The sequence below is a fragment of the Streptomyces sp. NPDC045470 genome, from assembly GCF_040646595.1.
Lineage (GTDB): Bacteria > Actinomycetota > Actinomycetes > Streptomycetales > Streptomycetaceae > Streptomyces.
Genome location: NZ_JBEZAN010000016.1, coordinates 87,797 through 113,080, shown reverse-complemented (window position 1 = coordinate 113,080; position 25,284 = coordinate 87,797). Strand labels below are relative to the sequence as shown.

The 25,284-nt window shown below is 72.0% G+C and carries 26 protein-coding genes; 12 read left to right on the top strand and 14 right to left on the bottom strand.

Annotated elements, in window-relative coordinates; translation table 11 throughout:
* Positions 1-2 precede the first annotated feature (2 nt).
* The 4 genes from AB0A97_RS32430 to AB0A97_RS32415 all read left to right on the top strand — a co-directional run bounded on the left by AB0A97_RS32430 (position 3) and on the right by AB0A97_RS32415 (position 4,244).
* A complete protein-coding gene (locus AB0A97_RS32430) occupies positions 3-989 on the top strand; it encodes an ABC transporter substrate-binding protein (protein ID WP_361156658.1) in 987 nt (328 codons plus the stop codon).
* Positions 990-1,124: 135 nt separating this feature from the next.
* Positions 1,125-2,843: a histidine kinase gene (locus tag AB0A97_RS32425; protein ID WP_361156656.1), complete on the top strand. Its 1,719-nt coding sequence runs from the start codon at positions 1,125-1,127 to the stop codon at positions 2,841-2,843.
* A 160-nt stretch (positions 2,844-3,003) separates the two neighbouring features.
* On the top strand, positions 3,004-3,486 hold the full coding sequence (locus AB0A97_RS32420) for a hypothetical protein (protein ID WP_361156654.1): 483 nt from the start codon (positions 3,004-3,006) through the stop codon (positions 3,484-3,486).
* A 59-nt stretch (positions 3,487-3,545) separates the two neighbouring features.
* Entirely contained in the window at positions 3,546-4,244 is a 699-nt protein-coding gene (locus tag AB0A97_RS32415; protein WP_361156652.1) for a response regulator transcription factor, read from the top strand.
* Between the two features lie 50 nt (positions 4,245-4,294).
* Here the strand turns inward: AB0A97_RS32415 and AB0A97_RS32410 are convergent, their stop codons facing one another.
* Positions 4,295-4,861, bottom strand: coding sequence for a GNAT family N-acetyltransferase (locus AB0A97_RS32410; protein WP_361156649.1), 567 nt, complete (start codon positions 4,859-4,861; stop codon positions 4,295-4,297).
* A gap of 130 nt (positions 4,862-4,991) precedes the next feature.
* Here AB0A97_RS32410 and AB0A97_RS32405 point away from each other — a divergent pair, with 130 nt between their 5' ends.
* On the top strand, positions 4,992-6,161 hold the full coding sequence (locus AB0A97_RS32405) for a hypothetical protein (protein WP_361156647.1): 1,170 nt from the start codon (positions 4,992-4,994) through the stop codon (positions 6,159-6,161).
* Here AB0A97_RS32405 and AB0A97_RS32400 read toward each other — a convergent pair.
* Complete coding sequence (locus AB0A97_RS32400) at positions 6,142-6,831, bottom strand: class I SAM-dependent methyltransferase (RefSeq protein WP_361156644.1); 690 nt, start codon at positions 6,829-6,831, stop codon at positions 6,142-6,144. The two genes, AB0A97_RS32405 and AB0A97_RS32400, sit on opposite strands and share 20 nt — an antisense overlap.
* A gap of 138 nt (positions 6,832-6,969) precedes the next feature.
* Positions 6,970-7,416, bottom strand: a complete 447-nt coding sequence (locus tag AB0A97_RS32395) for a hypothetical protein (RefSeq protein ID WP_361156642.1) — start codon at positions 7,414-7,416, stop codon at positions 6,970-6,972.
* A gap of 189 nt (positions 7,417-7,605) precedes the next feature.
* Here AB0A97_RS32395 and AB0A97_RS32390 point away from each other — a divergent pair, with 189 nt between their 5' ends.
* Positions 7,606-8,892, top strand: coding sequence for a helix-turn-helix transcriptional regulator (locus AB0A97_RS32390; RefSeq protein ID WP_361156640.1), 1,287 nt, complete (start codon positions 7,606-7,608; stop codon positions 8,890-8,892).
* A 124-nt stretch (positions 8,893-9,016) separates the two neighbouring features.
* Here the strand turns inward: AB0A97_RS32390 and AB0A97_RS32385 are convergent, their stop codons facing one another.
* Positions 9,017-9,217 carry a DUF397 domain-containing protein gene (locus tag AB0A97_RS32385; RefSeq protein WP_361156638.1) on the bottom strand — a complete coding sequence of 67 codons (201 nt, stop codon included), beginning with the start codon at positions 9,215-9,217 and terminating at the stop codon, positions 9,017-9,019.
* The gene (locus AB0A97_RS32380; protein WP_361156635.1) at positions 9,214-10,041 is read right to left on the bottom strand and encodes a helix-turn-helix transcriptional regulator; all 828 of its coding nucleotides are present in this window, start codon (positions 10,039-10,041) and stop codon (positions 9,214-9,216) included. Before AB0A97_RS32380 ends, AB0A97_RS32385 begins: the two co-directional genes overlap by 4 nt.
* Before the next feature lie 257 nt (positions 10,042-10,298).
* On the opposite strand from AB0A97_RS32380, the gene AB0A97_RS32375 reads away from it, so the two are divergent.
* A complete protein-coding gene (locus AB0A97_RS32375) occupies positions 10,299-10,562 on the top strand; it encodes a hypothetical protein (protein ID WP_361156633.1) in 264 nt (87 codons plus the stop codon).
* Between the two features lie 94 nt (positions 10,563-10,656).
* Here the strand turns inward: AB0A97_RS32375 and AB0A97_RS32370 are convergent, their stop codons facing one another.
* From AB0A97_RS32370 to AB0A97_RS32360, 3 genes are all read right to left on the bottom strand, one after another.
* Entirely contained in the window at positions 10,657-12,366 is a 1,710-nt protein-coding gene (locus AB0A97_RS32370; RefSeq protein WP_361156630.1) for a mycolysin, read from the bottom strand.
* A 384-nt stretch (positions 12,367-12,750) separates the two neighbouring features.
* Positions 12,751-13,509 carry a hypothetical protein gene (locus tag AB0A97_RS32365; RefSeq protein WP_361156627.1) on the bottom strand — a complete coding sequence of 253 codons (759 nt, stop codon included), beginning with the start codon at positions 13,507-13,509 and terminating at the stop codon, positions 12,751-12,753.
* Entirely contained in the window at positions 13,506-14,189 is a 684-nt protein-coding gene (locus AB0A97_RS32360) for a TetR/AcrR family transcriptional regulator (protein ID WP_361156624.1), read from the bottom strand. Before AB0A97_RS32360 ends, AB0A97_RS32365 begins: the two co-directional genes overlap by 4 nt.
* Before the next feature lie 89 nt (positions 14,190-14,278).
* Here AB0A97_RS32360 and AB0A97_RS32355 point away from each other — a divergent pair, with 89 nt between their 5' ends.
* On the top strand, positions 14,279-15,037 hold the full coding sequence (locus AB0A97_RS32355) for a Clp protease N-terminal domain-containing protein (RefSeq protein WP_361156621.1): 759 nt from the start codon (positions 14,279-14,281) through the stop codon (positions 15,035-15,037).
* Between the two features lie 47 nt (positions 15,038-15,084).
* Here the strand turns inward: AB0A97_RS32355 and AB0A97_RS32350 are convergent, their stop codons facing one another.
* The 3 genes from AB0A97_RS32350 to AB0A97_RS32340 are packed head-to-tail and all read right to left on the bottom strand — an operon-like array spanning position 15,085 to position 16,771.
* On the bottom strand, positions 15,085-15,840 hold the full coding sequence (locus AB0A97_RS32350) for an isocitrate lyase/phosphoenolpyruvate mutase family protein (protein WP_361156618.1): 756 nt from the start codon (positions 15,838-15,840) through the stop codon (positions 15,085-15,087).
* Entirely contained in the window at positions 15,837-16,301 is a 465-nt protein-coding gene (locus AB0A97_RS32345; RefSeq protein ID WP_361156812.1) for a carboxymuconolactone decarboxylase family protein, read from the bottom strand. Before AB0A97_RS32345 ends, AB0A97_RS32350 begins: the two co-directional genes overlap by 4 nt.
* Positions 16,301-16,771, bottom strand: coding sequence for a carboxymuconolactone decarboxylase family protein (locus AB0A97_RS32340; protein WP_361156615.1), 471 nt, complete (start codon positions 16,769-16,771; stop codon positions 16,301-16,303). Before AB0A97_RS32340 ends, AB0A97_RS32345 begins: the two co-directional genes overlap by 1 nt.
* Positions 16,772-16,818: 47 nt before the next feature.
* Between AB0A97_RS32340 and AB0A97_RS32335 the strand changes: the two genes are divergently transcribed.
* A complete protein-coding gene (locus tag AB0A97_RS32335) occupies positions 16,819-18,255 on the top strand; it encodes a PLP-dependent aminotransferase family protein (RefSeq protein ID WP_361156612.1) in 1,437 nt (478 codons plus the stop codon).
* Here AB0A97_RS32335 and AB0A97_RS32330 read toward each other — a convergent pair.
* Positions 18,229-19,191 carry a hypothetical protein gene (locus AB0A97_RS32330; protein ID WP_361156810.1) on the bottom strand — a complete coding sequence of 321 codons (963 nt, stop codon included), beginning with the start codon at positions 19,189-19,191 and terminating at the stop codon, positions 18,229-18,231. The two genes, AB0A97_RS32335 and AB0A97_RS32330, sit on opposite strands and share 27 nt — an antisense overlap.
* Positions 19,192-19,317: 126 nt before the next feature.
* Here AB0A97_RS32330 and AB0A97_RS32325 point away from each other — a divergent pair, with 126 nt between their 5' ends.
* Together AB0A97_RS32325 and AB0A97_RS32320 are read left to right on the top strand one after the other, a co-directional pair.
* The gene (locus AB0A97_RS32325) at positions 19,318-19,734 is read left to right on the top strand and encodes a hypothetical protein (protein ID WP_361156609.1); all 417 of its coding nucleotides are present in this window, start codon (positions 19,318-19,320) and stop codon (positions 19,732-19,734) included.
* Between the two features lie 40 nt (positions 19,735-19,774).
* Positions 19,775-20,968: a glutathionylspermidine synthase family protein gene (locus AB0A97_RS32320; RefSeq protein WP_361156606.1), complete on the top strand. Its 1,194-nt coding sequence runs from the start codon at positions 19,775-19,777 to the stop codon at positions 20,966-20,968.
* A gap of 68 nt (positions 20,969-21,036) precedes the next feature.
* Here AB0A97_RS32320 and rocD read toward each other — a convergent pair whose 3' ends face one another.
* A complete protein-coding gene (rocD, locus tag AB0A97_RS32315; RefSeq protein ID WP_361156603.1) occupies positions 21,037-22,251 on the bottom strand; it encodes an ornithine--oxo-acid transaminase in 1,215 nt (404 codons plus the stop codon).
* Positions 22,252-22,529: 278 nt separating this feature from the next.
* Between rocD and glyA the strand changes: the two genes are divergently transcribed.
* Positions 22,530-23,807 carry a serine hydroxymethyltransferase gene (gene glyA / locus AB0A97_RS32310; protein ID WP_361156600.1) on the top strand — a complete coding sequence of 426 codons (1,278 nt, stop codon included), beginning with the start codon at positions 22,530-22,532 and terminating at the stop codon, positions 23,805-23,807.
* Here glyA and AB0A97_RS32305 read toward each other — a convergent pair.
* On the bottom strand, positions 23,771-25,180 hold the full coding sequence (locus AB0A97_RS32305) for a cytochrome P450 (protein WP_361156597.1): 1,410 nt from the start codon (positions 25,178-25,180) through the stop codon (positions 23,771-23,773). The two genes, glyA and AB0A97_RS32305, sit on opposite strands and share 37 nt — an antisense overlap.
* Between the last annotated feature and the right edge of the window lie 104 nt (positions 25,181-25,284).

Genomic DNA, 25,284 nt, shown 5'->3' with positions numbered 1-25,284 from the left:
CCATGGCCCGTACCCGTATACGCGTGCTGGGAGCCGCCGGACTGGCGGCGGCGACGCTGCTCGCCCTCTCCGGTTGCGGCAAGGCCGACATGACCAAGCAGGGCTCGCCCTTCCAGGCGCCGGGCGGCGCCAAGTCCGTGACGCTGTCCACGCAGACCTGGGTCGGCGCGCAGGCCAACGTCGCGGTGGCCAAGTACCTGCTCGAACACGAGCTGGACTACCACGTCGACACGGTCCAGGTGGACGAGATCCCCGCCTGGGACGCGCTCAGCCAGGGCCGGGTGGACGCCATCCTGGAGGACTGGGGCCACCCGGACCAGGAGCAGCGGTACATCAAGGACAAGGGAACGATCACGGCGGGCGGCGGCAACGGCGTCACCGGCCACATCGGGTGGTGGGTCCCCAAGTACTGGGCCGACCGGCACCCGGACGTGACCGACTGGAAGAACCTCAACAAGTACGCCGACCAGCTCCGCACCTCCGAGAGCGGCAGCAAGGGCCAGCTTATGGACGGCTCGCCGTCCTACGTCACCAACGACAAGGCGCTGGTGAAGAACCTCAAGCTGGACTTCGAGGTCGTCTTCGCGGGTTCCGAGGCGGCGCAGATCACCCAGATCCAGCAGTTCGCCAAGGAGAAGAAGCCGTTCCTGACGTACTGGTACGAGCCGCAGTGGCTGTTCAACCAGGTGCCGATGGTCGAGGTGAAACTCCCCGAGTACACCGACGCCTGCGCGGAGAAGGGCGCGAAGGACCCGTCGAGCATCGACTGCGCCTATCCGACGACACCGCTCCAGAAGTTCTTCAACACGGAATTCGCCGAGGGCGGCTCCGAGGCCGCGGCCTTCCTGAAGAACTTCAAGTGGACCAAGGAAAACCAGAACGAGGTCTCCGAGATGATCGCCGCCGACGGCCTGTCCGCCGACGAGGCGGGCAAGCGGTGGGTGGAGAAGCACCCGGAGGTCTGGAAGAAGTGGCTGCCGAAGAAGTAGCCGAGCGGCTGCCCGAGACATAGCCACGGGCGACCGGCCGGGGCCGGGCGGGTCTGTCTTCGGACAGACCCGCCCGGCCCCGCCTCCTTCCCAGGGTCCAGCGATTCCGCCCGCGTCGTACGGATAATCGAGACCATGCCCTTCACGTCGCCGACGCCCCGGCCGTACGAGGCCGCCCCACCGCGACGGCGCAAGCGGCGCCGCCTGGCCGTCCTCTTCGAGGTCGGCACGGCGTTCTTCTACCTGGCCGGCACGAGTGCCCTGGGGGCCTTGGGGTCCGACGCAATGGGCTATTTCGAGCTCCTGCCGTTCGAAGGGAAACTGGCCCTGTGTGCCGGGGCGGCGGCGCTGCTGCCCTTCCGCAGGCGCTTTCCTGTCACCTGCCTGCTGGTCCTCGCCGCGGTGGCGGGCGCCCTGCCGCTCGGCGGGATGCTCACCGCCCTCGTCGCCTTCGACGCGATCCGCCGCGTCGACGGCCCCCGCCGCCGTACCGTCGTCCTGTTCACCGCCACCATGATCCCCGTGCTCACCGGCATCGTCGGCACGGTCTGCACCGGGTACGGGAGCTGGCGCTACGGCTTCGCCCTGGGCCTGGTCGTCGGCGGCGTCTGCGTCCTCATTCCCGGCCTGGCCGGCAGCTCACGCGGACAGCAGGACCGCCTGGTCGTCGCTCTGCGGGAACGTGCCGCCGCCGCGGAGGAGGCCCGGCGGCTGATCGACAGCGCGTCCCGCGTCGAGGAGCGCTCCCGGATAGCGGCCGAGATGCACGACCTGGTGGGCCACCGCCTCAGTCTGATCTCCCTGCACAGCGGCGGCCTGGAGATGGCCCTCGCCACCAAGGCGCCCGAGCTGAAGGAGGAGGCCGCACAGGTCCGCGTCGCCACCCGGGACGCCATGAACGAACTGCGCGCGGTCCTCGGCGTCCTCGGCCCGCTCGGCCGCGACACCGGCACCGGTGCCCTCACCGACGCCACCGGCACCCACGCGGACATCGACGCGCTGGCCGAGGAGTCCCGCGCCGCGGGCATCGCCGTCACCGTCCGCCGGCAGGGCCCCGACCTCGACGGCCTGGAACCGCGGGTACGGCGCGCGGTGCACCGCGTGGTTCGCGAGTCGCTGACCAACGTCCACCGCTACGCGACCGGCGCGTCCGTCGAACTGACCGTGGAGCACACCGACGACCGCGTACGCGTCACCGTCCGCAACGGCGCGCCCCCGGCACCCCCCGAGGCCACCACCGGCCTCGGCACCGGCCGCGGACTGACCGGCCTGCGCGAACGGGTCGGCCTGCTCGGCGGCGAACTGCGCACCGGCCCGACCGGCGTCGGCGGCTTCCTGGTCGAGGCGACCGTTCCCGCGCACCCGGCCTCACCCTCGGCGTCCGCCGCACACACGGAAACCTCCCCCTCATCCCTCGCCGCCGAGGAACACCACCAGTCCGGCGCCCTGCCCGGCATCCTGCGCCACCTGCCCGGCCTCGCGACCGGCGTCCTCGGACTCGTGGGGGTGGGGACGATGCTGGGATTCGGGCTGGTCCTGGTGCAGAGCTCCCGCCCGGTCCAGGAACAGCTCTCCCCGGACAGCGTCCACGTCGGCATGAGCAGGAAGGACGTCCGGTCCGCGTACCTGTACGACAACGACCTGGCCCGCGCCGCCGCCGCGGGCCACGAGCCACGGCGGCCCAGCGGTACCGACTGCATCTTCCCGTACACCGGCGAGGAGGCCCTGGGCGGACGCCTGGAACTGACGCGGTACTGCTTCCGTGGCGATGTGCTGACCGACATCGACAGGTTCTGGGTGCCGTCGGTCCGCGAACCTCGGGCGTCCGAGTCCCCGACCCCCCGAACTCGTTGATCCTCGATCCCTCGACCCCTCGACCCCTCGACCCCTCGACCCCTCGATCCCTCGATCCGACTGCCGTGGCGAAGCCGCCCCGGCTACCGTGCGGCCAGGCGAAGGCAGGCGGTCATCGGCCGGTGGTCGTCGGTCGCAGGCCGCCGAGGGGAGCGACGACATGGCCGTGGAAGTCTGGCACGCGCACGTGCTTCAGTACCTGGAGCCGTTACTGGAGGTGTGCCGGGGCGTGCACCTGCGCGAACGGCGCGCCGGTACGTGGATGGACCCGGTGCCGGGGGCGCTGGAGTGGACCCTGCCCTGGAGCATGGACGACGGCAACGGCCTCGTGCGGCTGACCGTCTTCAGCGAGTACGTCCCCGAGCGCGGCAGGACGTGGGCCCGGGTGGTCGTCGCCGCGGACACGGCGGCCTTCATGGGGCCGGGCACCGGGGGCGTCACCCTGCCCCGGTTCAGGGACTGGGGCGGCGGACGGGCCGCCCAGAGCGATCCGCCCTCCCAGGGACCCGCACCGCGACCGGACACACGACTGACCCGAGGCATGGCCGAAGCCCTGCTGGCCGGAGTAGGCGGAGTTCCCGATTCACTGCGCGAGGAGCCCGGCGGCGAGTTCAGCTTCGGGGTGCCCATGGACCCTGCGTGAGCGAGAGCACCGACCGCCGACGGCCCGGCCCCGCGCGGGCACCCCGTTAGCCTGGGCCCATGAGCGATCTCCCCGGCGCGCGTGCCGCACAGCCCGTACGAGTCCTCCTCGCCGACGACGAGGAGATGATCCGGCACGGTGTCCGCCTCATCCTGCGGCACGCCGAGGACATCGACGTCGTCGCGGAGGCCGCCAACGGTGCCGAGGCGGTCGAACTGGCCGCCCGCACCCCGGTCGACGTCGCCCTCGTCGACATCCGGATGCCCGTCCTCGACGGCCTCGCCGCCATCGAGCAGTTGGTCCGGCTCGACCCCAAGCCGCAGGTCGTCATGCTCACCACCTTCGGCGACGAGGAGAACGTCACCCGCGCCCTCCAGGCCGGCGCCAGCGGCTTCCTGCTCAAGGACGAGGGGCCGCAGGAGCTGATCAGCGCCGTACGGGCCGCGGCCGCCGGCGACGCGGTGCTCTCGCCCGGCGTGACCGGCCATGTCGTCAAGCGGATGCTCCAGGGCGGCGGCCGGGTCGGCGCCGCCAACGGCGCGGACGGCCCCGACCAGCGGCTCGCCGCGCTGACCGACCGGGAGCGGGAGGTACTGGCGATGCTCGGCCAGGGCCTGTCGAACCTGGACATCGGCAGCCGCCTGGAGATCGGCCTGGGCACCGTCAAGACGCACGTCGGGCGCATCCTCGACAAGACCGGCACCCAGAGCCGCGTACAGGCCGCCCTGCTGGCGCACCAGGCGGGACTGGCGGGCTGAGACGAGGCGGCGGAGCCTGTGCGGGCCCCGGAGCCGTCAGCCGGCGGATCTCAGGGCCGCCAGTCGGCGAGGTCGAGGGCGTACTCGACGTCGCCGTGCTCCGCCCCCTCCAGGGGAGTGGGCCACTCCTCGTGGAACGTCCGTACGTAGCGCAGGCCCGCCTTCTCCATCACCCGACGCGACGCGGTGTTGACCGCCATGGTGGTGCCCATGACGCGCTGCGCCCCACCCACCGTGAACGCGGCACGGACCAGCGCACGGGCTCCCTCCGAGGCGTACCCCCGCCCCCACGCCGACGGGAACAGCCGGTACCCCAGCTCCACTTCACCACTGTCGCCCCGGCCCGCCGGGACAAGCTCGAACCACCCCAGGAAGTCCCCGGTGGCCACCTCCTCGGCCGCCCAGTACCCGAGCAGCCCCAGGTTCCCGTGCCGGGCCAGCATCGCCGGCAGCGTCCGCTCCAGGACCTCGGACCGCGGTACGGGCCTTCCGTCCCCCAGGAACCGCATGACGTCCGGATCGCCGTGCAGCGCGACGAGGCGGAGCGCGTCGTCCTCGGTCAGCCACCGCAGCCGCATCCGACGCGTCCGCAGGTCACGGTCGGCAAAAATATCCATGGTGAGCGCAACCCCTCGTCCCTGGCCCCGCGTGGAGCACAGGCATAGTAGAGGCGCCCCCGGCCGGGGGCATGTCACGCCATGACCCATGGCGCCTCACCGGACGTACGTACCAGGGGGAAACCGCTCCATGCCTGTCATACGCCGTACCGCAGCGGCCGCCGCCGCGGCGGTCGCCCTGTTCGCCACCGCGACCGCCTGCGGCCCGCAGGACGACAAGGCCGCCGCCACCCCCGGCAGTTCGGCGGCCGCGGACCATCAGGGCGGCGGCGAGGCGGGCGCGGACGCGGGCGGTGCCGACCTGCCGAGCGGGCTGCCGACCAGCCTCGACGACGTCAAGAAGTGGCAGAAGGGCGGCTGGAAGGACTGGGACCAGTGGGCCCGCAAGGCGTCCGAGTTCGCCAACCCCGTCATCAAGGACCTGTGGAACCCGTCCCGGATGGCCGAGGCCAGGAACGCGCCGGACGTCACCACCGAGGCCGCCGGTGACCAGGGCGGCAGCGACCCGGAACCGCGCCCCGTCCAGGCCCGGCAGGTGGCCCGCCCCTACCACCAGCACATGGCCCCCATAGGCAAGATCATGTTCGACAGCCCGCAGGGCCCGATGGTCTGCTCCGGCACGGTCGTGGAGGACCCGGCGCACCCCGGCAAGTCGAACCTGGTGTGGACCGCCGGCCACTGCGTGCACACCGGCAGGAGCGGCGGCTGGATGCGCAACATCGTCTTCGTGCCGTCCTACAACGACCAGGGCCTGTCCATGAGCGAGGTCGGCCGGGCCCCGGCGCAGGAGGTCGCGCCGTACGGGGTGTGGTGGGCGAACTGGGTCACCACGTCCGGCGAGTGGATCGACATGGGCAGCACCAAGTCCGGCAACGCCGGTTCCGCGTACGACTTCGCCGTCCTGCACGTCAAGCCGGAAGGGGGCGGCGGCAGGTCGCTCCAGGAGACCGTCGGCGCCGCGCTGCCGGTCTGGTTCGGCGCGCCCTCCGCCGACCGCGTCAGCGGCCTCCAGGCGTTCGGCTACCCGGCGGCGCCCCCGTACGACGGCGCCCGCATGATGAACTGCCCCGCCCGCCCCGGCCGCCTCACGATGGCCCAGGGCACCCCCACGATGTACCGCATCGGCTGCACGATGACCGGCGGCACGTCCGGCGGCGGCTGGTTCACGAACTACGGCGGCCGCACGTACCTGGTCTCCAACAGCTCCATAGGCTCCCTGAACCACACCTGGCTGGCGGGGCCGCACCTGGGCGCGGAGGCGAAGCGGGTCTTCGACGGGATCAGCCGGAAGTTCGCGTGAGGCTCAGCGGGGCAACGACCAACAGCGTGCCCGGCCCCTCCCCGTCCGGTGCCGGCAGGATGCGTGCGTCCACACGGTCGAAACCGGCCCGCTTGAGGTGGCCGGCCCAGCTCTCGGGCGGGTACTGCCAGCGCGTCACGGTCAGCTCCCGCTCGCGGCCCTCCAGCCACTTGCCCCGCACGGCCTGCGGGCCGTACGCGCCCGGTGCCGGCTCGGCCTGGGAGAACGCGAACACGCCACCGGGAGCCAGCCGGGCGGCGACGAGCGGGAGGAGCCGGCCGGGGTCGGTGAACCAGACCGCTCCCCACACCGAGTAAATCGCGTCGTACGTCTCCGTGGTCCCGCTGAGGTAGGAGCACGCCTCACCGTGTACGAAGTCCAGGCCCGGCAGGTCCTGCCACCAGGCGCGGGCACGGGCAGTCTGGACGGCGGAGAGATCCACGCCGGTCACCCGCACGCCGCGTCCGGCCAGACAGGCGGCTTCCCTGCCTTCGGCCGGCCCGAGGTCCAGAGCCCGGCCCGGCGAGCCCAGCAGCTCGGCGCCGGGGCCGTGCCCGGCATACTGCGTCCACTCGAACCGACCGACGTCAGGCCGCGGCTGAGCCCCACCGCCCCGGTACGGCTTGTACGCGTCCCAGTATTCGCCCGGAGTCTGTGGCGCACGTGACATACGGCTCCTCGGGAGAGCGACGGGACCAGGCACCGTACCGGTCCGTCCTGCTCCTGGGGGCGGTTCACCTCGGAGTCACCCGAGCAGCCGTCGGCCGGGAACGCGCAGGCGTTCCCGGCCGACGGTGTGCGGCGTCGCTCAGTGGCATTCCTCCCCCGGACGGCACGGGCCGCACGCCGCGTAGTCGCGCTCCCACAGCTTCCAGTCCACCTCGAAGCCGTTGTCCGCGATCACCCGGGCGGTGCGTTCCACACTGCCGTCGTACTTGAACGCGATCTCCGGAATGTGCTCCAGGAACTTCCCGTCGAAGTGCCGGTGGCAGAAGTCGCGGTAGTTCTTCGTGTCCAGGATGAACACATGGACCGCCAGGTCGACGAGGCGGCCGCAGCACAGCTCCAAGTGCCGGCCCCACTTCTCCATCGCGGTGATCAGGTACGAGACCGCGGCCCCGAACAGCCGGTTGGCCATCACCTCGTCCACGGGGTGATCCCGCATCAGGAGCTGGATCTGCCGGGCCCACACTTCGCGCGTCACGTAATCCCGTGGATCGCGGACCGGTGTCTTGGGTTCGGCCACTGTCGTCATCGTGCCCTCCTGCGTGTGACGGTCCGGCCCACCGTGGGCCGTACGACCACGACACCACCGGGCAGGAGCGGCCGGAGGGCGCCGTGCATGCTGTGCAGACCATTTGCGGATAGTGCACACGGCATCGACGCGGGCACGTTCAGTCACTACCGTGGTACGGGCCTCGGCCCCTGGCGCGCGGGAGGTGCTGTGTCCGGCGACACGCCGTGGTGCTCCGACATGGTCCGCTCCCTCGTCGCCACCCGGCACGCCGGCGGCCTGGTCAAGGTCGGGCGTACTGCGCGCGGGTGGCGACAAGAAGACCTGGGCGGCCGTCTGGGGTGCTCGACCTCCACGGTCTCCCGGCTCGAAGCTCGCCGCTGCCCCTCCGACCTGCGTCTGCTGCGACGCGCCGCCGAAGAGGTGGGAGTCCCGACGGATGTTCTGACGGCGTCGCTCGCTGTCGGCGGTTCCTCGGCCACTAAGGTGGCGCTCGATGGTCCACGAGCGCAGGAGGACCCGATGCGCCGCCGTACCCTGCTCGCTGCCGCCGGACTCGCGGCCCCCGCGCAGTTCCTGATCGGCGTCGATGTCGCACTGGCGGGCGTCCCCGATCCCAGCGGCTCCGCCGCGCCCCTCGGCCGGCGCATGGCCCAGGCCCGCGGATTGTTCGACGCAGGCCGGCACGCCCGACTCCTGGAGGTGCTGCCCGGCCTGCTCGGTGACGCGCACCTGGCAGCCCGCTCCCGGCAGGAACTGGCACTGGCCCGCCTCTCGACGGGTTACAGCCTCCTGTCCCAGGTCCTCACGAAGATCGGCCGCTACGAACAGTCCCGCCAGGCCGCCGACCGGGCCACCGTTTACGCGGACCTGTCCGGCTCCCCGCTCGCGGCCGCGGCCGCCGCGCGAGAGATGAGCATCGTCCTGCGTCATCAGGATCGGCCCGCTGCAGCTCAGCGCCTGATCCTCAAGGCCGCGGCGCACGTCGAAGCCACCGGACTCACCAGCGGCGCGCAGTCCTCGGCGTACGCTCAGATGCTGTGTACGCAGGCGTACTGCGCGGCCCGTGCGGGCGACCGGGGCCATGCCCTGGCCACGATCGGCGAGGCCCAGCGCGTCGCCCGGCTCCTACCCGAACGGGCCCCGTCCGAGCGTCTGTTCCCGTTGACCCCAGCGGCCGTAGCTCTGTACGCCGTCGGCGTCCACTGGGCCTTGGGAGATGCCGGCGCCGCTCTCGAATCCGGTGCCCATCTACACGAGGGCCAGTTCGCCACACCCGAGCGCAAAGCCCGGATGCACACCGACATGGCGCGGGCCTGGTGGCAGATGTCCAAGCCCGAACCGGCCGCCGACGCGCTGCTGCACGCCGTACGGGCATCGCGCGGCGAGGTCCGCGACCGGCCCGCCATCCGGCAGGTCGTCACCGACCTGGCCCGGCGCCACCCTCGCGCGGCCGGAGTCCGCGAGCTGTCGGCTGCTGTCACCACCGTGCGCTGATGCCGCGAGCCGCCCTACGGGCGTGGCGGCTGGTTCGTCGATTCCCCTGAACCACACCTGGCATGCGGGCCCGGTTCCCCGCCACTCCTGGGGAGCGGCGGGGCAATGTGCGGGTCCGGCCAGGTCAGACGGTGGCCTGCCTGGCGAACTCGACCAGTCCGGACCAGGCGTCCGCGCTGAGCGTCAGGTGCGGGCCGTTGGGGTTCTTGGAGTCGCGGACGGGGATGATGCCGTGGGTGGCGAGGAGGTTGGTGGCGATCTCTATGCAAGCGCCACCGTTGTCACTGTATGAGGACTTGAACCAACGGGGGGATTCGGTGGTCACGAGGTGCCCTTTCGTTGCTGTTCGATCAAGGCCAGGGAGGACGCTTGGGAGAGCGCTTCAGCCTGTAGCTGATGGTAGGCCGCCAGCATGGGCAGTACGGACGTCATGTCGCGTTCGAGATGCCCACGTTGGGCGGACTCCGCGTACGACACGAGCTTGCGGTCCGGCAGTGTGAGGACGTAAAGCGGCAGGTTGAGGGGGCGACGCTCGCCCATGTCGAATGGGGCGACCTGGAGCACTGTGTTCGGCAGGTCAGCAAACTCGACCAGGCGATCCCATTGGGCGTCCATGACCCTGGGCCCGCCGATAGGTCGGCGAATACAGCTTTCGTCCAGCACTACAAAGATCTGCGGTGACGGTGTTCGAACTTGCGCGGCCTGTCGCTGTGCCACGAGCGTCACCCGCTCTTCCGCCTGTTCGGCCGTGATCGCTCCCCGCTTCACATGGCTCTCTGCGAGGGCCGTCGCGTACTCCGGCGTCTGGAGGAGGCCAGGGATGACTCCCACCTCGTAGAGCCGGATTTCTGCTGCCCGCCCCTCGTGCCCCACATACTCCGGGAACCCGTCCAGCAGCGCAGGCTGACGCACGGACCGTCCCTGTCGTTCGAGGCGGCCGCCGCTCCCCAGCACCTTGTCCGCTCTTGCCGCGAAGCGGGAAGTTGGAGGGCGCCGACCATTTTCGATGGCGGAAATATGCGTTCCGGAGTACCCCAAGCGGTCCGCCAGCTCTTCCTGGGTCCACCCGCGCTCGTCCCGCAGCGTACGCAGACGGACGCCGAAGCGCGCCGCAGGCGAATGATCAGGGTCCAGCTCTTTGCGGTTCAACCGCCACCACCCAACTGTCCGTTCAAAGGACGCAAGTTGAACAGGCTTCGTCTGTGGGTCACGCTAATTCCCTCCAGTAGTGATACCGCTACGGAAAGGAGCGAACCTTGCCCCGAAAGGGTGAACCTGACCAGTTTTCGGGCCGGAAGCGCCTCACCCGGCTCATGCGCTCACGCGGAAGTGACGGCGTGCTCATTGTGCGCACCAGTGGCGACAGTAACCCTGCCCTCAGCCTCCCCCAGCCGAAAGGCATGGTCATGACGACGCCGACGACGCCCCCCGTAACGACCCGCCTCGAAATCCAGATCACCGGTATTCGCGCGCACTTCGCCGAGTGTGTCACCGAGGTCGACCGGGAAGCGTGTGGTGCGCGTTCTGCCTGTTGGGACAATCCCACGCAGTCGAACACGTGGATTCGCGCGCACGGGGCGGAGACCGGGCACAAGCGTTTCACCCGGCACACGGAGGAATCCGTCAGCATCTTCACCGCGCCCACCGGGACGCAACGGCTGCGGCAGTAGAAATGAGGCGACGCGTACGCGTACGCGTGTGCAGGGGCCGGGCCGACTGGTGGTCGGCCCGGCCCCTGGAGCGGTCAGCTCGCGTCAGTACCCGTCAGTACCAGATCGTGTGCTTCCAGATGATGTTGCGCGCGGTGTCACCGGTGTCCAGGCCGTATGCCGGCCGGTCCGTGGTGAAGTACTCGCGGAAGCTGGACTGCGGGTCGCGGGCCATCATCGTGTTGCTCCTCGTCCAGTCGCCGTCGACCTGGGACCACAGGTCGACCAGGGCGGTGGCGACGCGGGCCTCGCAGGCGTCACCCGGGTCGATGTCCCTGGTGGAGCGGTCGTTGGCGAGGTTCTGGGAGGCGCCGTTGCCCCAGTAGTACGTGGTGTCGTCGAACGTGTGGAACGCCACCGCGTCGGCGAAGCCTTCGGTCCAGCCGCAACTGGCGGAGGAGGTGCGGCTGACGTAGTGCGGCGAGCAGTTGGTGACCTGCGGCCACCAGCCCCGGTAGAGCTTGCCCATCAGCGCGTGGCCCGCCTCGTGCACGGTGGTGTGCTCGGAGTCCGGGTCGTCGTCCGCGAGGTGGATCTTGTCCTCGCCGGACATCCAGTACGTGCCGTCGGTGGAGCCGGGGTACCACTGCACGGTGATCGGGGTGCAGCGGCCGCTCTGCTGGCTGGACGCCCAGCAGTTGGTGGTGGAACCGCGGTTCCACCACAGCTTGTTGAGCGTGTCGAGGACGTGCCAGGCGCGGCTCTGTCCCTGGTTGGCGTACACGTTGCCCAGGCTGGTGCTGCGCGAGACGTTGTTCAGCGCGTACGAGGTGGTCGCGTAACGGCTGCCGTTGCGGTCGACCACCGACCACATGCCGCCGGCCTGCGTCTGGAACTCCACCCAGGCCGTGGAGGTGACAGCGGTGCTCGGCGTGTAGCAGAGGTTGAACTGGCCGTTGCCGTTGCCGGTCATTCCGGTGGCGAGCTTCTGTACGGCGCCGTTGGCGGTCGGCCTGCCCCACAGGGTGACGTTGGCGTTGCTGACCGGCTCGTCCCGGTTGGCCTTGGCGTTCCAGTTGCCGCCCTCGGCGGACTGGAAGCGGTTGCGGAAGGTGCCGCCGACGCAGACCTGGGCGCGTGCGGCCGGTGCGGCGGCAGCCGAGGCGCGGGCCGGAGCGGGCGTCTTGGGCGTGACCTTGCGCGGCTTGCGCTGTCCGGGGCCGGGGCCGTCGACCTTGGTCGCGCGGCCCTTGACGACCGACAGGCCCTCGTCGGTGGAGCCCTTGGCGGTGCCGACGGTGAGTTCCACCGAGTCGTGCCCGGCGCGGCGCGGGTCGGGACGGTCGATGTCGCTGATGTCCGCCTGGATCTGCGCGGGTCCGGCGGCGACGGCCTTGACCTTGATCTCGACGGAGCGGGTGCCCGGGGTGAGGGCGATCTTCTGGCTGGTGCGCTGGCCGAAAGCGTCCGTCGTGGGGGCGGTGAGACCGGAGTCCTTGCCGGCTATTCGCAGCGAGGGCGGTAGCTGTACGGCCAGCCCGGCGTTCTTGACGTCGGCCTGCGCCTTGACGTCCACGGTGAGCGTGGCCTGTTCGCCGACGGCGGGCAGGTGGTCGAGGGAGGCGGTGACGCCGAGGCAACTGGGGGGAGCTTCGGAGTGCCCGCCGGTGGAGCGGATCGTGCAGGTGCCGCTCTTCGCGGCCGGGCCGGCGGGGGCGGCCGGGGCGGTCGTGCCGAACGCGGACGGTACGACGACGACGGCCAGACAGGCGCCGGCGCCCGCCAGCGCGACGAGCGGGACAGGCCGCAGGACGCGTCTCTTCAAGGCCCGTTTCCGGGACATGGGCAAACCTTTCCGCGGCGCCCACGGCCAGGACCTGGCCGACCAGATCCGGTCCACGCGGACACCGCTGTGCGGGAGTTGCGCGCTGCCCACCGGGGTGCCGAGGCGTGCGACGGGGGACGCCAATCGCTGGCCAAAGAAACACCCTGGGTGACAGAGATCGAAACCCTACACGATGCCCTGCACATGTCATGACGTGCCGAAAAAAGTCGGCCAGGCGCGAATTGTGCGCCTGACCAGTGACGTTGCGGGATAACGGAAAAGACCGGTGTCGGGAATCACTCCCTTCGGGGTGCGATGCGGGGCGGTGCGGCGACTACGCGCTGTGACTGTGTGTGGTGGCGGGCGAAGTCGAACGCGTCGCGCTCATTCGGCAGGGTTGTCCTGGGTGGGCCGGACGCGCCTCCAGTGCTGCGCCTTCTTCTTGTCGTCCCGTACGACGATGCCCAGCCTGGCCAGTTCCTCCCTGAGCTGCTCGGCGTCCTTCTTCCGGCTCTTCTTCAGGGCGTGTGCGCGGGCCTTGAGCAGGGCGTGGGCGTCGCTGGACAGGTCGGGCTGCGCCGTGACCCAGCGGCGGAAGTCGGCGGCGTACGGATCGCCCTCCGGGCGCCAGGGGTAGCCGTGCCGCTCGAAGGCGGCCGTGAACCGGTCGACGTCGAAATCGCCGTGCACCCGGGCGAGTTCGGTGGAGTCGTGACCGAGGAGCACCAGGTTCTTGCCGTCCTGGAAGACCGCGGCGGTCGCCGCGCGCGGCACCGTCCGGGTGACCCGGTCGACGGTCAGGGCGGCCCGGTCCGGCCCGATGTCGGCGGTCACGTACTCAAGGTCGGCGAAGAAGGCGATGGCCAGGCCGACGAGGACGCCGACGGCCGCGGCACCGATCGACAGGAGCGGTTCGGGCGCGGACGCGACCAGCTTGAACGGCCCCTGGAACGGGGCCCACGGGAGCGAAGCCACCCAGCCCGCAGCCCTGCTGACCAGCCACAACGCCACCGCTCCCGCAACGGGGAAGCCTGCCCAGAGCACGGCGCGTTCGCCGGTGGTGGGGCCGACGGTGGTCCGGTCGGAGGGCGGCGACGGGGACTTGGAGAGTGAATTCTCGGGCGTCGGGTGGTCGGAAGTCATCGGGCCGGTTCTCCCTCTGGGGCGGTACGGGGGCGGTTTTTGGTGCCGGGTGAGGACGGTGTGCCGGTGGGCGGGGGGACCGTCCCGGGTGCCTGGCCGCCGGTCAGCCAGGTGACAACGCGCCGCAGTTCGGCCGTGTGCGTGGCGGGGTCGAAGTCCGGTTCCCCCGCGGCGAGGTAGGCCGCGTCCAGCAGCCCCTGGATCCAGGCGGCGACCCGTTCGGGCGGGAAGGGGAGCGGGCGCCCTTCCTCGGCGAGGCGTGCCGTCAACGTCTCCAGGGCGGCCCGTATCTGTGCGGTGTCGGACATGATCAGCCGGGCGAACTCCTCGTCCCGGTTGACCTGGAAGACGACCGCCGCCGCGAGCCCCGGCACGAGCGGGTCGGCGAGGTCGGCGAGCAGGTGGTCCACGAGGAGGCGGATGCCGTCCTCCGGGCGGTCCTGGGCGGTCGCGCGGGCGCATGCCTCGGCGTTGCGCGGCAGGTCGTCGCTGAAGAGCGCGTGGAAGATGTCGCGCTTGGTGGCGAAGTAGTGGAAGAGCGTGCCCGAGCCGATCCCGGCGGCGCGGCAGATGCGCGCGGTCGAGGTGCCGTCGACGCCGTACGCGGCGAATTCGCCGGCCGCGGCGCCGAGGATGTGGGCCCGTTTACGGGCGTGCTCTTCAGGGTTGACGGTACGCATCGCCGTAATAGTAGAGCAGGCGCTCTAGTAAAAACAGTGGACGTCAACCAGGGGTTGACGACTGAGGGGCGTCAACTTACGGTTGACGCATGACGGAACCCAGTCGCAGCACCCATCCGATCCGCCTCGACGACCTGATCGAGACCATCAAGAAGGTCCACCCCGACGCGCTGGACCAGCTCACCGACGCGGTACTCGCCGCCGAACACCTCGGCGAGGTCGCCGACCACCTGATCGGCCACTTCGTGGACCAGGCCCGCCGCTCGGGCGCGTCCTGGACGGACATCGGCAAGAGCATGGGCGTCACCAAGCAGGCCGCCCAGAAGCGGTTCGTGCCCAAGACGCCCGGTGAGGCGTCCGACCTCGACCCCAGCCAGGGCTTCAGCCGGTACACGGAACGCGCCCGGAACGTGGTGGTGACCTCGCAGAACGAGGCCCACGCCGCGGGCAACCCCGAGATCGGCCCGCTGCACCTGGTGCTCGGCCTGCTGGCCGAGCCGGACGGCCTCGCGGCGCGGGCGATCGTGGCGCAGGGCGTGACGCTGGACGCCGTACGGCAGCGCGTGACCGAGTTGCTGCCGGCCGCGGCCGGGGAGATGCCCGCGCTGATCCCCTTCGACGCGCAGGCGAAGAAGGCGCTGGAACTCACCTTCCGCGAGGCCCTGCGCCTGGGCCACAACTACGTCGGCACCGAACACATCCTGCTCGCGCTGCTGGAACTGGAGGACGGCGAGGGCGTACTGCACGGCCTCGGCATCACCAAGGAGGCGTCCGAGGCCGACGTCGTCGCGGCGCTGGCCGAGATCATCGCCGCCACGCAGAACGTCACGCAGAAGAAGCAGAAGTGACCGTGCGGGGGTGGTGGCGGGCGCCGCCACCACCCCCGCACGGCAGCTCAGCCGGTACGGAGCGCCTCCGCCACCGCCCGTACCCCTTCCATCGCCCGCCGGTGCAACCCGCCGCCGAAGGTGATCCGGGACGCGCCCAGCGTGCCGAGTTCGCGCGGGGCCGGGCCGCCCGGTACGGCGATGGCGTTGACCGGCAGCCCGATCCGGTCCGCCAGCTCCCGCAGCACCTGCGGCGGCGCGAGGATCGGATACACGCAGTCGGCGCCCGCCGCGGCGTACCGCAGCCCGCGGCGTACCGCCTCCTCGACCTGGGCGGCCAGGCCGCCCCCGGCACCACCCGAGCCGTCCCCGGCGCGCAGGAACACGTCGGTACGGGCGTTGATCACCAGCTCGTCGCCGGCCGCGGCGCGGATCTCCGCCAGCCGGTCCGCCTGCCGCTCCACGTCGGTGAGCTGCCCGGTCCCCTGGTCGCTGTCCTCGATGTTGCAGCCCACCGCGCCGATCGCGGCGATACGTTCCACCAGCTCCTTCGCGGGCAGCCCGTACCCGGCCTCCAGGTCCGCCGTCACCGGTACGTCCACGGCCCGTACGATCCGGGCCACCGCCGCGAACATCTCGTCCGGCGGCGTACTGCCGTCCTCGTACCCCAGCGACGCCGCGATGCCCGCGCTCGGCGTCGCCAGGGCCGGGAAACCGGCCGCCGCGAAGATCCGCGCGCTCTCCGCGTCCCACGGGCCGGGCAGGACGAGCGGGTCGTCCGCCGCCCGGCCGTGGTGCAGGGCGCGCAGGGCGGCAGCGGTCACGCCGCGCCGCCGATGGGCTGGCGGACCGCGACGTTGATGCGGTTCCACATGTTGATGGTGGTGATCAGGGCGATCAGGTGGGCGAGCTCGGGCTCGTCGAAGTGGGCGGCGGCCCGCTCGTAGACCGCGTCCGGCACGAAGCCGTCGGTCAGGACGGTGACGGCCTCGGTCAGGGCGAGGGCGGCCTGCTCCTTGGCGGAGTAGTGGGCGCCGGCCTCCTCCCAGGCGTTGAGGAGGTGGATGCGCTCCTCGGAGACCCCGGCCTTCTGCGCGTCCTTGACATGCATGTCGAGGCAGAAGGCGCAGTGGTTGATCTGCGAGGCGCGGATCAGGACCAGCTCGGCCAGGACGTCGTCGCCCAGGCCCTTCTTCGCGGCGATGTGCGCGTTCAGCAGGGGCTGGTAGATGCCCGGGGCGCGCTTGTAGAAGTCGAGGCGGGCGGAGCCGGTGGTGGTCGTCATCATGCCTGTCCGGGAGTCATGCGGGTGGTCACGCCGAAGCGGTTCCACGCGTTGATGGTGGTGATCAGGGCAATGAGCTGGGCCAGTTCGCCCTCGTCGAAGTGGGCGGCGGCCCGCTCGTAGACCGCGTCCGGCACGAAGCCGTCGGTCAGGACGGTGACGGCCTCGGTCAGGGCGAGGGCGGCCTGCTCCTTCGGGGTGTAGTGGGCGCCGGCCTCCTCCCAGGCGTTGAGGAGGTACACGCGCTCCTCGGTCTCGCCCTCCTTGCGGGCCTCCTTGATGTGCATGTCGATGCAGAAGGCGCAGTGGTTGACCTGCGAGGCGCGGATCTTCACCAGATGGACCAGCGCCGGGTCCAGGCCCTTCTTGGCGGCCGCGTCGAGGGCGACCATCGCCTTGTACACCTCGGGCGCGTTGCGCGCGATGGCGATGCGGGGCTGATGGTGCCCGTGCTGGGGATTCGTCGTCATGCCAGCGACACTATGCCGCCATTGGCGCACGGGTATGGTCCATTCGTATGGACGATTCCTGGGCCACTTTCGGGCGCGACCTCCACCTGGACCTCTCCGGTCCCGGCGGGCTGCGCGCCTGCCTGATGCGGTCCCTGCGCGAGGCCGTCCGCACCGGCCGCCTGACGCCCGGCACCCGGCTGCCGTCCTCCCGTACGCTCGCCGCCGACCTCGGCATCGCCCGCAACACCGTCGCCGACGCGTACGCCGAGCTGGTCGCCGAGGGCTGGCTGAGCGCCCGGCAGGGCTCCGGCACCCGGGTCGCCCGGCGCGCCGAACCGTCCCGCTCCGCACCGCCCGCCCGGCGCTCCGCCCGGCCCCCGCTGCCCGACCGCCCGCGCTACGACCTGCGGCCCGGCACCCCGGACGTCTCCGGCTTCCCCCGCGCCGCCTGGCTCGCCGCCGCCCGCCGCGCGCTCACCACCGCCCCCAACGACGCGTTCGGCTACAGCCCGTCCCTCGGCCGCCCGGAACTGCGCACCGTGCTCGCCGACTACCTGGCGCGCGCCCGCGGCGTACGCACCGACCCCGAGCACGTCGTCGTCTGCACCGGCTTCATGCAGGGCCTCGGCCTGCTCGCCCGCGTCCTGCGGGACGCGGGGGCGCGCGGGGTCGGCACCGAGGCGTACGGCCTCCACTTCCACCGCGACGTGCTGACGCGCGCCGGCTTGCGCCCCGCCCCGCTGCCCGTCGACGCGCACGGCGCGGACACCGGACGGCTGGCGGACCTGCCCGGCGTACGGGCGGCGCTGCTCACCCCGGCGCACCAGTTCCCCACCGGCGTACCGCTGCATCCCGACCGCCGCGCCGCCGTCATCGACTGGGCGCGGGCGGGAGGCGGGCTGGTGCTGGAGGACGATTACGACGGCGAGTTCAGGTACGACCGGCAGCCGGTGGGCGCATTGCAGGGGCTCGACCCGGACCGCGTCGCCTACCTCGGTACCGCGAGCAAGAGCCTCGCCCCCGCGCTGCGGCTGGCCTGGATGGTGCTCCCCGACCACCTCGTCGATCCGGTGCTGGCCCTCAAGAGCACGGGGGAGTGGCAGACCGGCGCGCTGGAACAGCTCACGCTCGCCGAGTTCATGGCCTCCGGCGCGTACGACCGGCACGTACGCGGCATGCGGCTGCGCTACCGGCGCCGCCGCGACCAGCTCGTCACCGCGCTGGCCGAACAGGCCCCGCACATCCGCGTCAGCGGCATCGCGGCGGGACTGCACGTCGTCCTCGAACTGCCGCCCGGCACCGAGCAGTCCGTCGTGCAGGCGGCCCGGTGGCAGGGGCTGGCGCTGGAGGGGCTGAGTACGTTCGCGCACTCCGCGGGCCAGGGGGGAGCGGGTGGGGCCGCGCCGCGGGACGGCCTGGTCGTGACGTACGGCAGGCCGCCCGACCACGCCTTCGCGGGGGTCCTGGAAGCGCTGCTACGGGTGCTGCCGCCCGCGCCGTAGGCCGGTGGTGGCGGGCTCCTCGGCCGTCGCGCCGGCTGTCATGTCGGAAGGCCCGGCCGCCCCCGGCTCTTCTGGTGCCCACGGCCCCTCCGGCTCCTCCACCACTCCGGCCTCCTCCGGCGCCTCGCCGAAGCGGGCCAGCGCGAGCGCGCCCAGCACCGCCAGTGCGAACCCCGTGATGCCCAGCGGCGCCAGCCCGGCACGGGTGCGGTCGCCGAGCCAGACCACACCGACCAGCGCGGGCCCGAGTGTCTCGCCGATCACCATGCCCGCGGTGGCCGCCGTCACCGAGCCGCGCTGGAGGGCCGAGGTCAGCAGCAGGAAGGCCGCGCCGCCGCCGATGAGCAGGGCGTACGTGGCGGGGTTCGACAGGAGGGACGCGGGCGACAGGTCGGGGACCAGACGTACGGCGACCTCCACGACACCGAAGCCGAACCCGGCGCCGAGCCCCAGCGCCACCGCCCGCGCCCGGCCGGGCAGCCGCCCGGCCACCGCGCCCCAGGCCAGGATCGCCAGCGCGACGGCCAGCGTCCCGAAGCGCAGCGCGGTGGACCCCGTGGCCTTCCCCTCCGCGCCCGACGCCAGCCCGAGCAGGCCGAGCCCGCCGCAGACCACCAGCACGGCCGCCCACTCCGCCCGGCTGAGCCGTACGCGCAACAGCGGTACGGCCACGACCGCGGTCACCGCGAGACTGGCGGCGAGGGCCGCGCCCACCGCGTAGATCGGCAGCGAGCGCAGCGCCACCAGTTCGAGGAGGAAGCCGCAGCCGTCCAGGGCGAGGCCGAGCAGATAGCGCCACTGGCCCAGGACGCGCAGCAGCAGTCTGGGGTCCACCCCGGACCCCGAGCCGGTCCCCGGCGCGGTGGCGCGGGCCGCCACCGCCTGAAGGACCGACGCCGTACCGAAGCAGACCGCCGAACCGAGCGCACAGATCATCCCAAGCAGCACACATCGACTGTAGGCCCGGCGGTCCCCGCAGGCCCGTTGCGGTGGCGCGGACCCTGGCCTTTAGGCTGGCGTGGCTGAAAACTGTTGCCACGGATGTACGGGGGTAGGCAAGGGATGGCAGAGCACACGAAAGCCCGGCGCAGGCTGCGGTCGAGCACGGTGATCCTGGGCGGCATGGGGGCGCTGGCGGCGGCGCTCACCTCCTGCGGCTCGGAACCGGACAAGCGCTGCGTCGACCGGAACAGCTACGACGCGGTCAAGGGCTACCGCGTCATCGACTCCAAGTCCTGCAAGAGCGGCAGCGGGTCGAGCGGCACCGGAAGTACGGGCGGCACGGGCTCGTCGTCCGGCAAGAACACCGGCGGGGGCGCCGGCAAGAACAAGGGCACCGCCGGACGCGGCCAGAAGGTCGACGGCCAGTGGTACTACGGCTCCGACGTCAGCGGCCGCTACGCCGACTCCGGAACCTTCAGCCACAGCACCGCCGTCAACCGCGGCGGTTTCGGCTGCTCCGGCTCCAGCGGCGGGTGACGGTGGTGCGACGGACCAGAGGTCGCGGGGGGAGCCCCGGATGAAGCGGCACACCACCCGGCCGCGCCCCGGCTGGCAGCAGACCGTCGAGGCACAGGGCCTGATCTATCCGCTGACCCGCCACCCGGACGACTCGCTGCGCCCCTACTGGGACGAGAGCGCGTACTACTCCTTCTCGCTGCCCGAGATCGAGGCACTGGAAGAGACCGTCGAGGAACTGCACGCCATGTGCCTGGCCGCCGCCGCGCACATCGTCGAGCACCGGCGCTTCGCCGACCTCGGCATCGAGGACCGGCGGCTGGCGGACCTGGTCGCCGAGTCCTGGTACCGGCGCGCCGAACTCCCCACCCTCTACGGGCGGTTCGACCTGCGCCACGACGGCACCGGACCCGCGAAGCTGCTGGAGTACAACGCGGACACGCCGACCTCGCTGGTCGAGGCGGCGGGCCCGCAGTGGTTCTGGATGGAGGAACGTTTCCCCGGCGCCGACCAGTGGAACTCGCTCCACGAACGGCTGGTCGACGCCTGGCGCAAACAGGCCGGGCTGCTGCCGCCGGGCGCGCCCGTGCACTTCGCGCACTCCGCCGGCGACGAACTGGGCGAGGACCTGATGACCGTCGCCTACCTGGAGGAGACGGCCCGGCAGGCCGGGCTGGAGACGGTGGCGATACCGGTCGAGGAGATCGGCTGGGACCGCCTCTCGGGCCGCTTCGTCGACCAGCGGCTGCGCTTCATCCGGTCCTGCTTCAAGCTCTACCCGTGGGAGTGGCTGGCCACGGACGAGTTCGGGCCGCACGTGCTCGACACGCTCGACAACGGCGGCGGCACCGGCACCACCCTGTGGATCGAGCCCGCCTGGAAGATGCTGCTCTCCAACAAGGCGCTCCTTGCCGTCCTCTGGGAGCTGTACCCGGGTCACCCGAACCTGCTGCCCGCCTATCTCGACGGGCCGCGCGAACTGGCGGGCGGGCCGGACGCGCCCGGGTACGTGGCCAAGCCGCTGCTCGGCCGCGAGGGCGCCGGCGTCACCGTCCACGAGCCGGGCGCGGCCCCCGTCGTACGCGACGAGCCGTGCTGCTACCAGGAGTTGGCCCCGCTGCCCGACTTCGACGGCAACCGGGTGGTGCTCGGCGCGTGGGTCGTCGAGAACGAGTCGGCGGGGCTCGGCATCCGGGAGTCGGCGGGGCTGGTCACGGACGAGTACGCGCGCTTCCTGCCGCACGTGATCCTGTGAGGCGCGCCCCGTAGGGGGCGCCCCCCGGTCAGCCGGTCAGCCGGTCACCTGGTCAGCCGGTCGCCCGGTCACCCGGCCAGCACCGTCCGCAACTGGTCCAGCCCCCAGTCCAGGTCCTCCTTGGTGATGACCAGCGGGGGCGCCAGCCGGATGGTGCTGCCGTGGGTGTCCTTGACCAGCACGCCGCGCTCCATCAGCCGCTCCGAGATCTCCCGGCCCGTCCCCAGGGCCGGGCTGATGTCGACCCCGGCCCACAGCCCGCGCCCGCGCACCGCGTCCACCGCGCCGCCGCCCACCAGCAGCCCCAGCTCGTGGTGCAGGTGCTCGCCCAGTTCCGTGGCGCGCTGCTGGTACTCGCCGGTCCGCAGCATCGCCAGGACCTCCAGCGCCACCGCGCACGCGAGCGGGTTCCCGCCGAACGTCGAACCGTGTTCGCCCGGCCGGAACACGCCCAGCACCTCACGCGAGGAGACCACCGCCGACACCGGCACGATGCCGCCGCCCAGCGCCTTGCCGAGCACGTACATGTCCGGCACCACGTCCTCGTGCCGACAGGCGAAGTCCGCGCCCGTACGGCCCAGCCCGGACTGGATCTCGTCCGCGATGAACAGCACATTGCGCTCGCGGGTCAACTCCCGCACACCCGGCAGGTATCCGGGCGGCGGCACCAGCACGCCCGCCTCGCCCTGGATCGGCTCGATCAGTACCGCCACGGTGTCCTCGTCCACCGCGTCCGCCAGCGCCCGGAGATCGCCGTACGGGACGATCTCGAAGCCCGGGGTGTACGGGCCGTAGTCGGCGCGCGCCTCCGGGTCGGTGGAGAAGGAGACGATCGTGGTCGTCCGCCCGTGGAAGTTGTTGTCCGCCACGACGATCTTCGCCCGGCCGTCCGGGACGCCCTTGATCCGGTACCCCCACTTGCGGGCGGTCTTGACCGCCGTCTCGACGGCCTCCGCACCGGTGTTCATCGGCAGCACCGTCTCCATGCCGCAGAACTCGGCCAGCCGCGTGCAGAACTCGGCGAACCGGTCGTGGTGGAAGGCGCGCGACGTCAGCGTCACCCGGTCCAGTTGCGCCTTGGCCGCCTCGATCAGCCGCCGGTTGCCGTGGCCGAAGTTGAGCGCCGAGTACCCGGCGAGCATGTCCAGATAGCGCTTGCCCTCGACGTCCGTCATCCAGGCCCCTTCGGCGGAGGCCACGACGACGGGAAGCGGGTGGTAGTTGTGCGCGCTGTGGGCTTCGGCGGCGGCGATGCTGCGTTCCGTGGACGTCGTGGGGGTCACCATTGACTCCGTTCGGTATGCGGGCGATCCCGGGCGAAAAAATCCCGTTGGGCGGACGGTATGCGAAGAAAGGTTGCGCCGCACAGCCCCCGATAGACTGGCTCCGCGCACCGCGACCGGCGCACGGGGGAGCGACCCCGAGGGAGCGGCGCGCGGCCGTTCAGCGACGGCCCACCACGAGGTGTCGCCCCTCCCCCGGACTGCGTCCGGGGGACCCCCAGGCACCCCGGGAGTACGACCGGCCAGCCGAACCGCACCCGATCGCCCCGGAGGACCTCATGAGTCGTCCCCTGCCCCACCCCGCCCTCGCCGCCGCCGACCCCGAACTGGCCGCCCTGATCGGTGCCGAGGAACGCCTCCAGGCCGGGACGCTGCGCCTGATCCCCTCCGAGAACTACGTCTCCACCGCCGTCCTCGAAGCCACCGGCACCGTCCTGCAGAACAAGTACAGCGAGGGATACGCCGGCCGTCGCTACTACGAAGGCCAGCAGAACATCGATCTTGTGGAACGGCTGGCCGCCGACCGCGCCAAGGCCGTCTTCGGCGTCGAGCACGCCAACGTCCAGCCGTACTCCGGCTCGCCCGCCAACCTCGCCGTCTACCTCGCCTTCGCCGAGCCCGGCGACACGGTCATGGGCATGGCGCTGCCGATGGGCGGCCACCTCACGCACGGCTGGGGCGTCTCGGCCACCGGCAAGTGGTTCCGCGGCGTCCAGTACGGCGTACGGGCCGACACCGCCCGTATCGACTTCGACGAGGTGCGCGACCTGGCCCGCAAGGAGCGCCCGAAGCTGATCTTCTGCGGCGGTACGGCCGTGCCGCGCACCATCGACTTCGCCGCCTTCGCCGAGATCGCCCGCGAGGTGGACGCCGTCCTGGTCGCCGACATCGCGCACATCGCCGGACTGGTCGCGGGCGGCGCCCACCCCTCACCGGTGCCGCACGCCGACGTCATCTCCACCACCACCCACAAGACGCTGCGCGGCCCGCGCGGCGCCATGCTGATGTCCCGCGAGCAGTACGCGAAGCCCCTCGACAAGGCCGTCTTCCCCGGCCTCCAGGGCGGCCCGCACAACCACACCACCGCCGCCGTCGCGGTCGCCCTCCACGAAGCCGCGCAGCCGTCCTTCCGCACCTACGCGCACGCCGTCGTCGCCAACGCCAAGGCCCTCGCCGAACACCTGCTGGCCCGCGGCTTCGACCTGGTCTCCGGCGGTACGGACAACCACCTGATCCTGATGGACCTCACCCCCGAGGAGGTCCCCGGCAAGATCGCCGCCAAGGCGCTGGACCGGGCCGGGATCGTCGTCAACCACAACACCGTCCCGTTCGACACCCGCAAGCCGTTCGACCCGTCCGGCATCCGCATCGGCACCCCGTCGCTGACCTCGCGCGGCCTGGGCACCGAGCACATGCCGCAGGTCGCCGACTGGATCACCCGGGGCGTCGAGGCCGCCGGCGCGGGCGACGAGGACGCGCTCACCACGGTCCGCGCCGAGGTGGCCGAACTGATGGCGGCCTATCCGGCGCCGGGGCTGGTCGCCGACCCGTCCTGACCGGCCCCGGGCCGCAGGGGTGACTCGTCCTGACCGCTTCCGGGCCGCACGGGCGGCCCCGCGTCCCGGCCCAGCCGTACCGGAAGTTCCGTGACGCTGTTGCCCACGAAGGTGGGCAGCGGCCGCAGGTCCGCCTCCGGCACGGCCGGGGCCAGGTCGGGGAACCGGTCGAACAGCGCCCGCAGCGCGATGCCGGCCTCCAGACGGGCCAGCGGCGCGCCCGGGCAGACGTGCGCCCCGTGCCCGAAGGACAGGTGCCGGGCGGCGGGCCGCCGCGTCACGTCGAAGCGGTCCGCGTCCGGCCCGTACACCTCCGGATCGCGCCCGGCCGCCCCGTACGAGGCGAGCACCGGCGTCCCCCGGGGGACGAGCGTGCCGCCGATGTCCAGGTCCCTGGTCGGATAGCGGAACGGGAAGTTGGCCACCGGGCTGTCGTGGCGCAGCGTCTCCTCGACCACGTCCGCCCAGTCCGCCCGCCCGGAACGGACCAGGTCCAGTTGCCCGCGGTCGGCGCACAGGGCCCGTACGGCGTTGGTGATCAGGTCGAGGGTGGTCTGGTGCCCCGCGGCGATGGTCAGCAGCAGGGTGCCGATCAGTTCCTGTTCGCTCAGCCGGGCCTCATCCGCGTCGCATGCCGCGATGAGCGCGCTGGTCAGGTCGTCGCCCGGCGCCGCGCGGCGGGCCGCCACGACCTGGGCGAGGACCGCGGCCAGCTCCCGGTTGGCCGCCAGCACCGTCTCCGGGTCGAGGGTGGTGTTCACGACCAGCCCCGACAGCTCGTGCAGCCGGTCCCGGAACTCCTCGTCCACGCCGATGAGTTCCGAGATCACCCGCATGGGCAGCGGATAGGCGAACGCGTACCGGAGATCGACCGTCCCGCCGCCCTGGGCGGCCAGGGCGGGCAGACCGTCGAGCAGCTCGGCGGTGATCCGCTCCACCCGCGGCCGCAGCGCCGCCACCCGCCGGGGCGAGAGCGCCTTGACCACCGGCTCACGCAGCCGCCGGTGGTCCGCGCCGTCGGCCGTGGTCATCCCGTCCACGGTCGCGAAGGTGGTGAGCTGCCAGCCGGGCGGGATACGGCCCTCGCGCAGCGCGGCGAAGTGGCAGGCGTTCTTGGCCACTTCCGGGTGGGTGAGGAAGTCGCGCAGGGCGTGGTGGCGGGTCACGGCGTGGCCGAGGACACCGCCGGGGAGCACCACCGGCACGGCGGGGCCGCGGGCCCGCAACTCCTGGGCGGCCTCGCGCAGGCCGGCTCCGGTGGGGTCCAGGGGGAAGGGGGAGGACGGGGAGGGCGGGGGAGTGGTCGGGGCTGATCCGGGCGCCGTACCGGACGAAGATGCCGTACCGGACGAAGGGGCATCGGCTTCGGTCATGGCTCCACGGTTGCAGCTCCGGTGTGCGGGGAACAGGGGGCGGCGGGCGGCAGCCGCTGCATGGCGGAGCGCTTTCCCTGCGGGCGGTGGCGGGTGGCCGGTGG

Coding starts and splice junctions, on each gene's coding strand:
- AB0A97_RS32430 (WP_361156658.1), top strand. CDS start 3: ATGGCCCGTACCCGTATACGCGTGCTGGGAGCCGCCGGACTGGCGGCG.
- AB0A97_RS32425 (WP_361156656.1), top strand. CDS start 1,125: ATGCCCTTCACGTCGCCGACGCCCCGGCCGTACGAGGCCGCCCCACCG.
- AB0A97_RS32420 (WP_361156654.1), top strand. CDS start 3,004: ATGGCCGTGGAAGTCTGGCACGCGCACGTGCTTCAGTACCTGGAGCCG.
- AB0A97_RS32415 (WP_361156652.1), top strand. CDS start 3,546: ATGAGCGATCTCCCCGGCGCGCGTGCCGCACAGCCCGTACGAGTCCTC.
- AB0A97_RS32410 (WP_361156649.1), bottom strand. CDS start 4,861: ATGGATATTTTTGCCGACCGTGACCTGCGGACGCGTCGGATGCGGCTG.
- AB0A97_RS32405 (WP_361156647.1), top strand. CDS start 4,992: ATGCCTGTCATACGCCGTACCGCAGCGGCCGCCGCCGCGGCGGTCGCC.
- AB0A97_RS32400 (WP_361156644.1), bottom strand. CDS start 6,831: ATGTCACGTGCGCCACAGACTCCGGGCGAATACTGGGACGCGTACAAG.
- AB0A97_RS32395 (WP_361156642.1), bottom strand. CDS start 7,416: ATGACGACAGTGGCCGAACCCAAGACACCGGTCCGCGATCCACGGGAT.
- AB0A97_RS32375 (WP_361156633.1), top strand. CDS start 10,299: ATGACGACGCCGACGACGCCCCCCGTAACGACCCGCCTCGAAATCCAG.
- AB0A97_RS32365 (WP_361156627.1), bottom strand. CDS start 13,509: ATGACTTCCGACCACCCGACGCCCGAGAATTCACTCTCCAAGTCCCCG.
- AB0A97_RS32360 (WP_361156624.1), bottom strand. CDS start 14,189: ATGCGTACCGTCAACCCTGAAGAGCACGCCCGTAAACGGGCCCACATC.
- AB0A97_RS32355 (WP_361156621.1), top strand. CDS start 14,279: ATGACGGAACCCAGTCGCAGCACCCATCCGATCCGCCTCGACGACCTG.
- AB0A97_RS32345 (WP_361156812.1), bottom strand. CDS start 16,301: ATGACGACCACCACCGGCTCCGCCCGCCTCGACTTCTACAAGCGCGCC.
- AB0A97_RS32340 (WP_361156615.1), bottom strand. CDS start 16,771: ATGACGACGAATCCCCAGCACGGGCACCATCAGCCCCGCATCGCCATC.
- AB0A97_RS32335 (WP_361156612.1), top strand. CDS start 16,819: ATGGACGATTCCTGGGCCACTTTCGGGCGCGACCTCCACCTGGACCTC.
- AB0A97_RS32330 (WP_361156810.1), bottom strand. CDS start 19,191: ATGATCTGTGCGCTCGGTTCGGCGGTCTGCTTCGGTACGGCGTCGGTC.
- AB0A97_RS32325 (WP_361156609.1), top strand. CDS start 19,318: ATGGCAGAGCACACGAAAGCCCGGCGCAGGCTGCGGTCGAGCACGGTG.
- AB0A97_RS32320 (WP_361156606.1), top strand. CDS start 19,775: ATGAAGCGGCACACCACCCGGCCGCGCCCCGGCTGGCAGCAGACCGTC.
- glyA (WP_361156600.1), top strand. CDS start 22,530: ATGAGTCGTCCCCTGCCCCACCCCGCCCTCGCCGCCGCCGACCCCGAA.
- AB0A97_RS32305 (WP_361156597.1), bottom strand. CDS start 25,180: ATGACCGAAGCCGATGCCCCTTCGTCCGGTACGGCATCTTCGTCCGGT.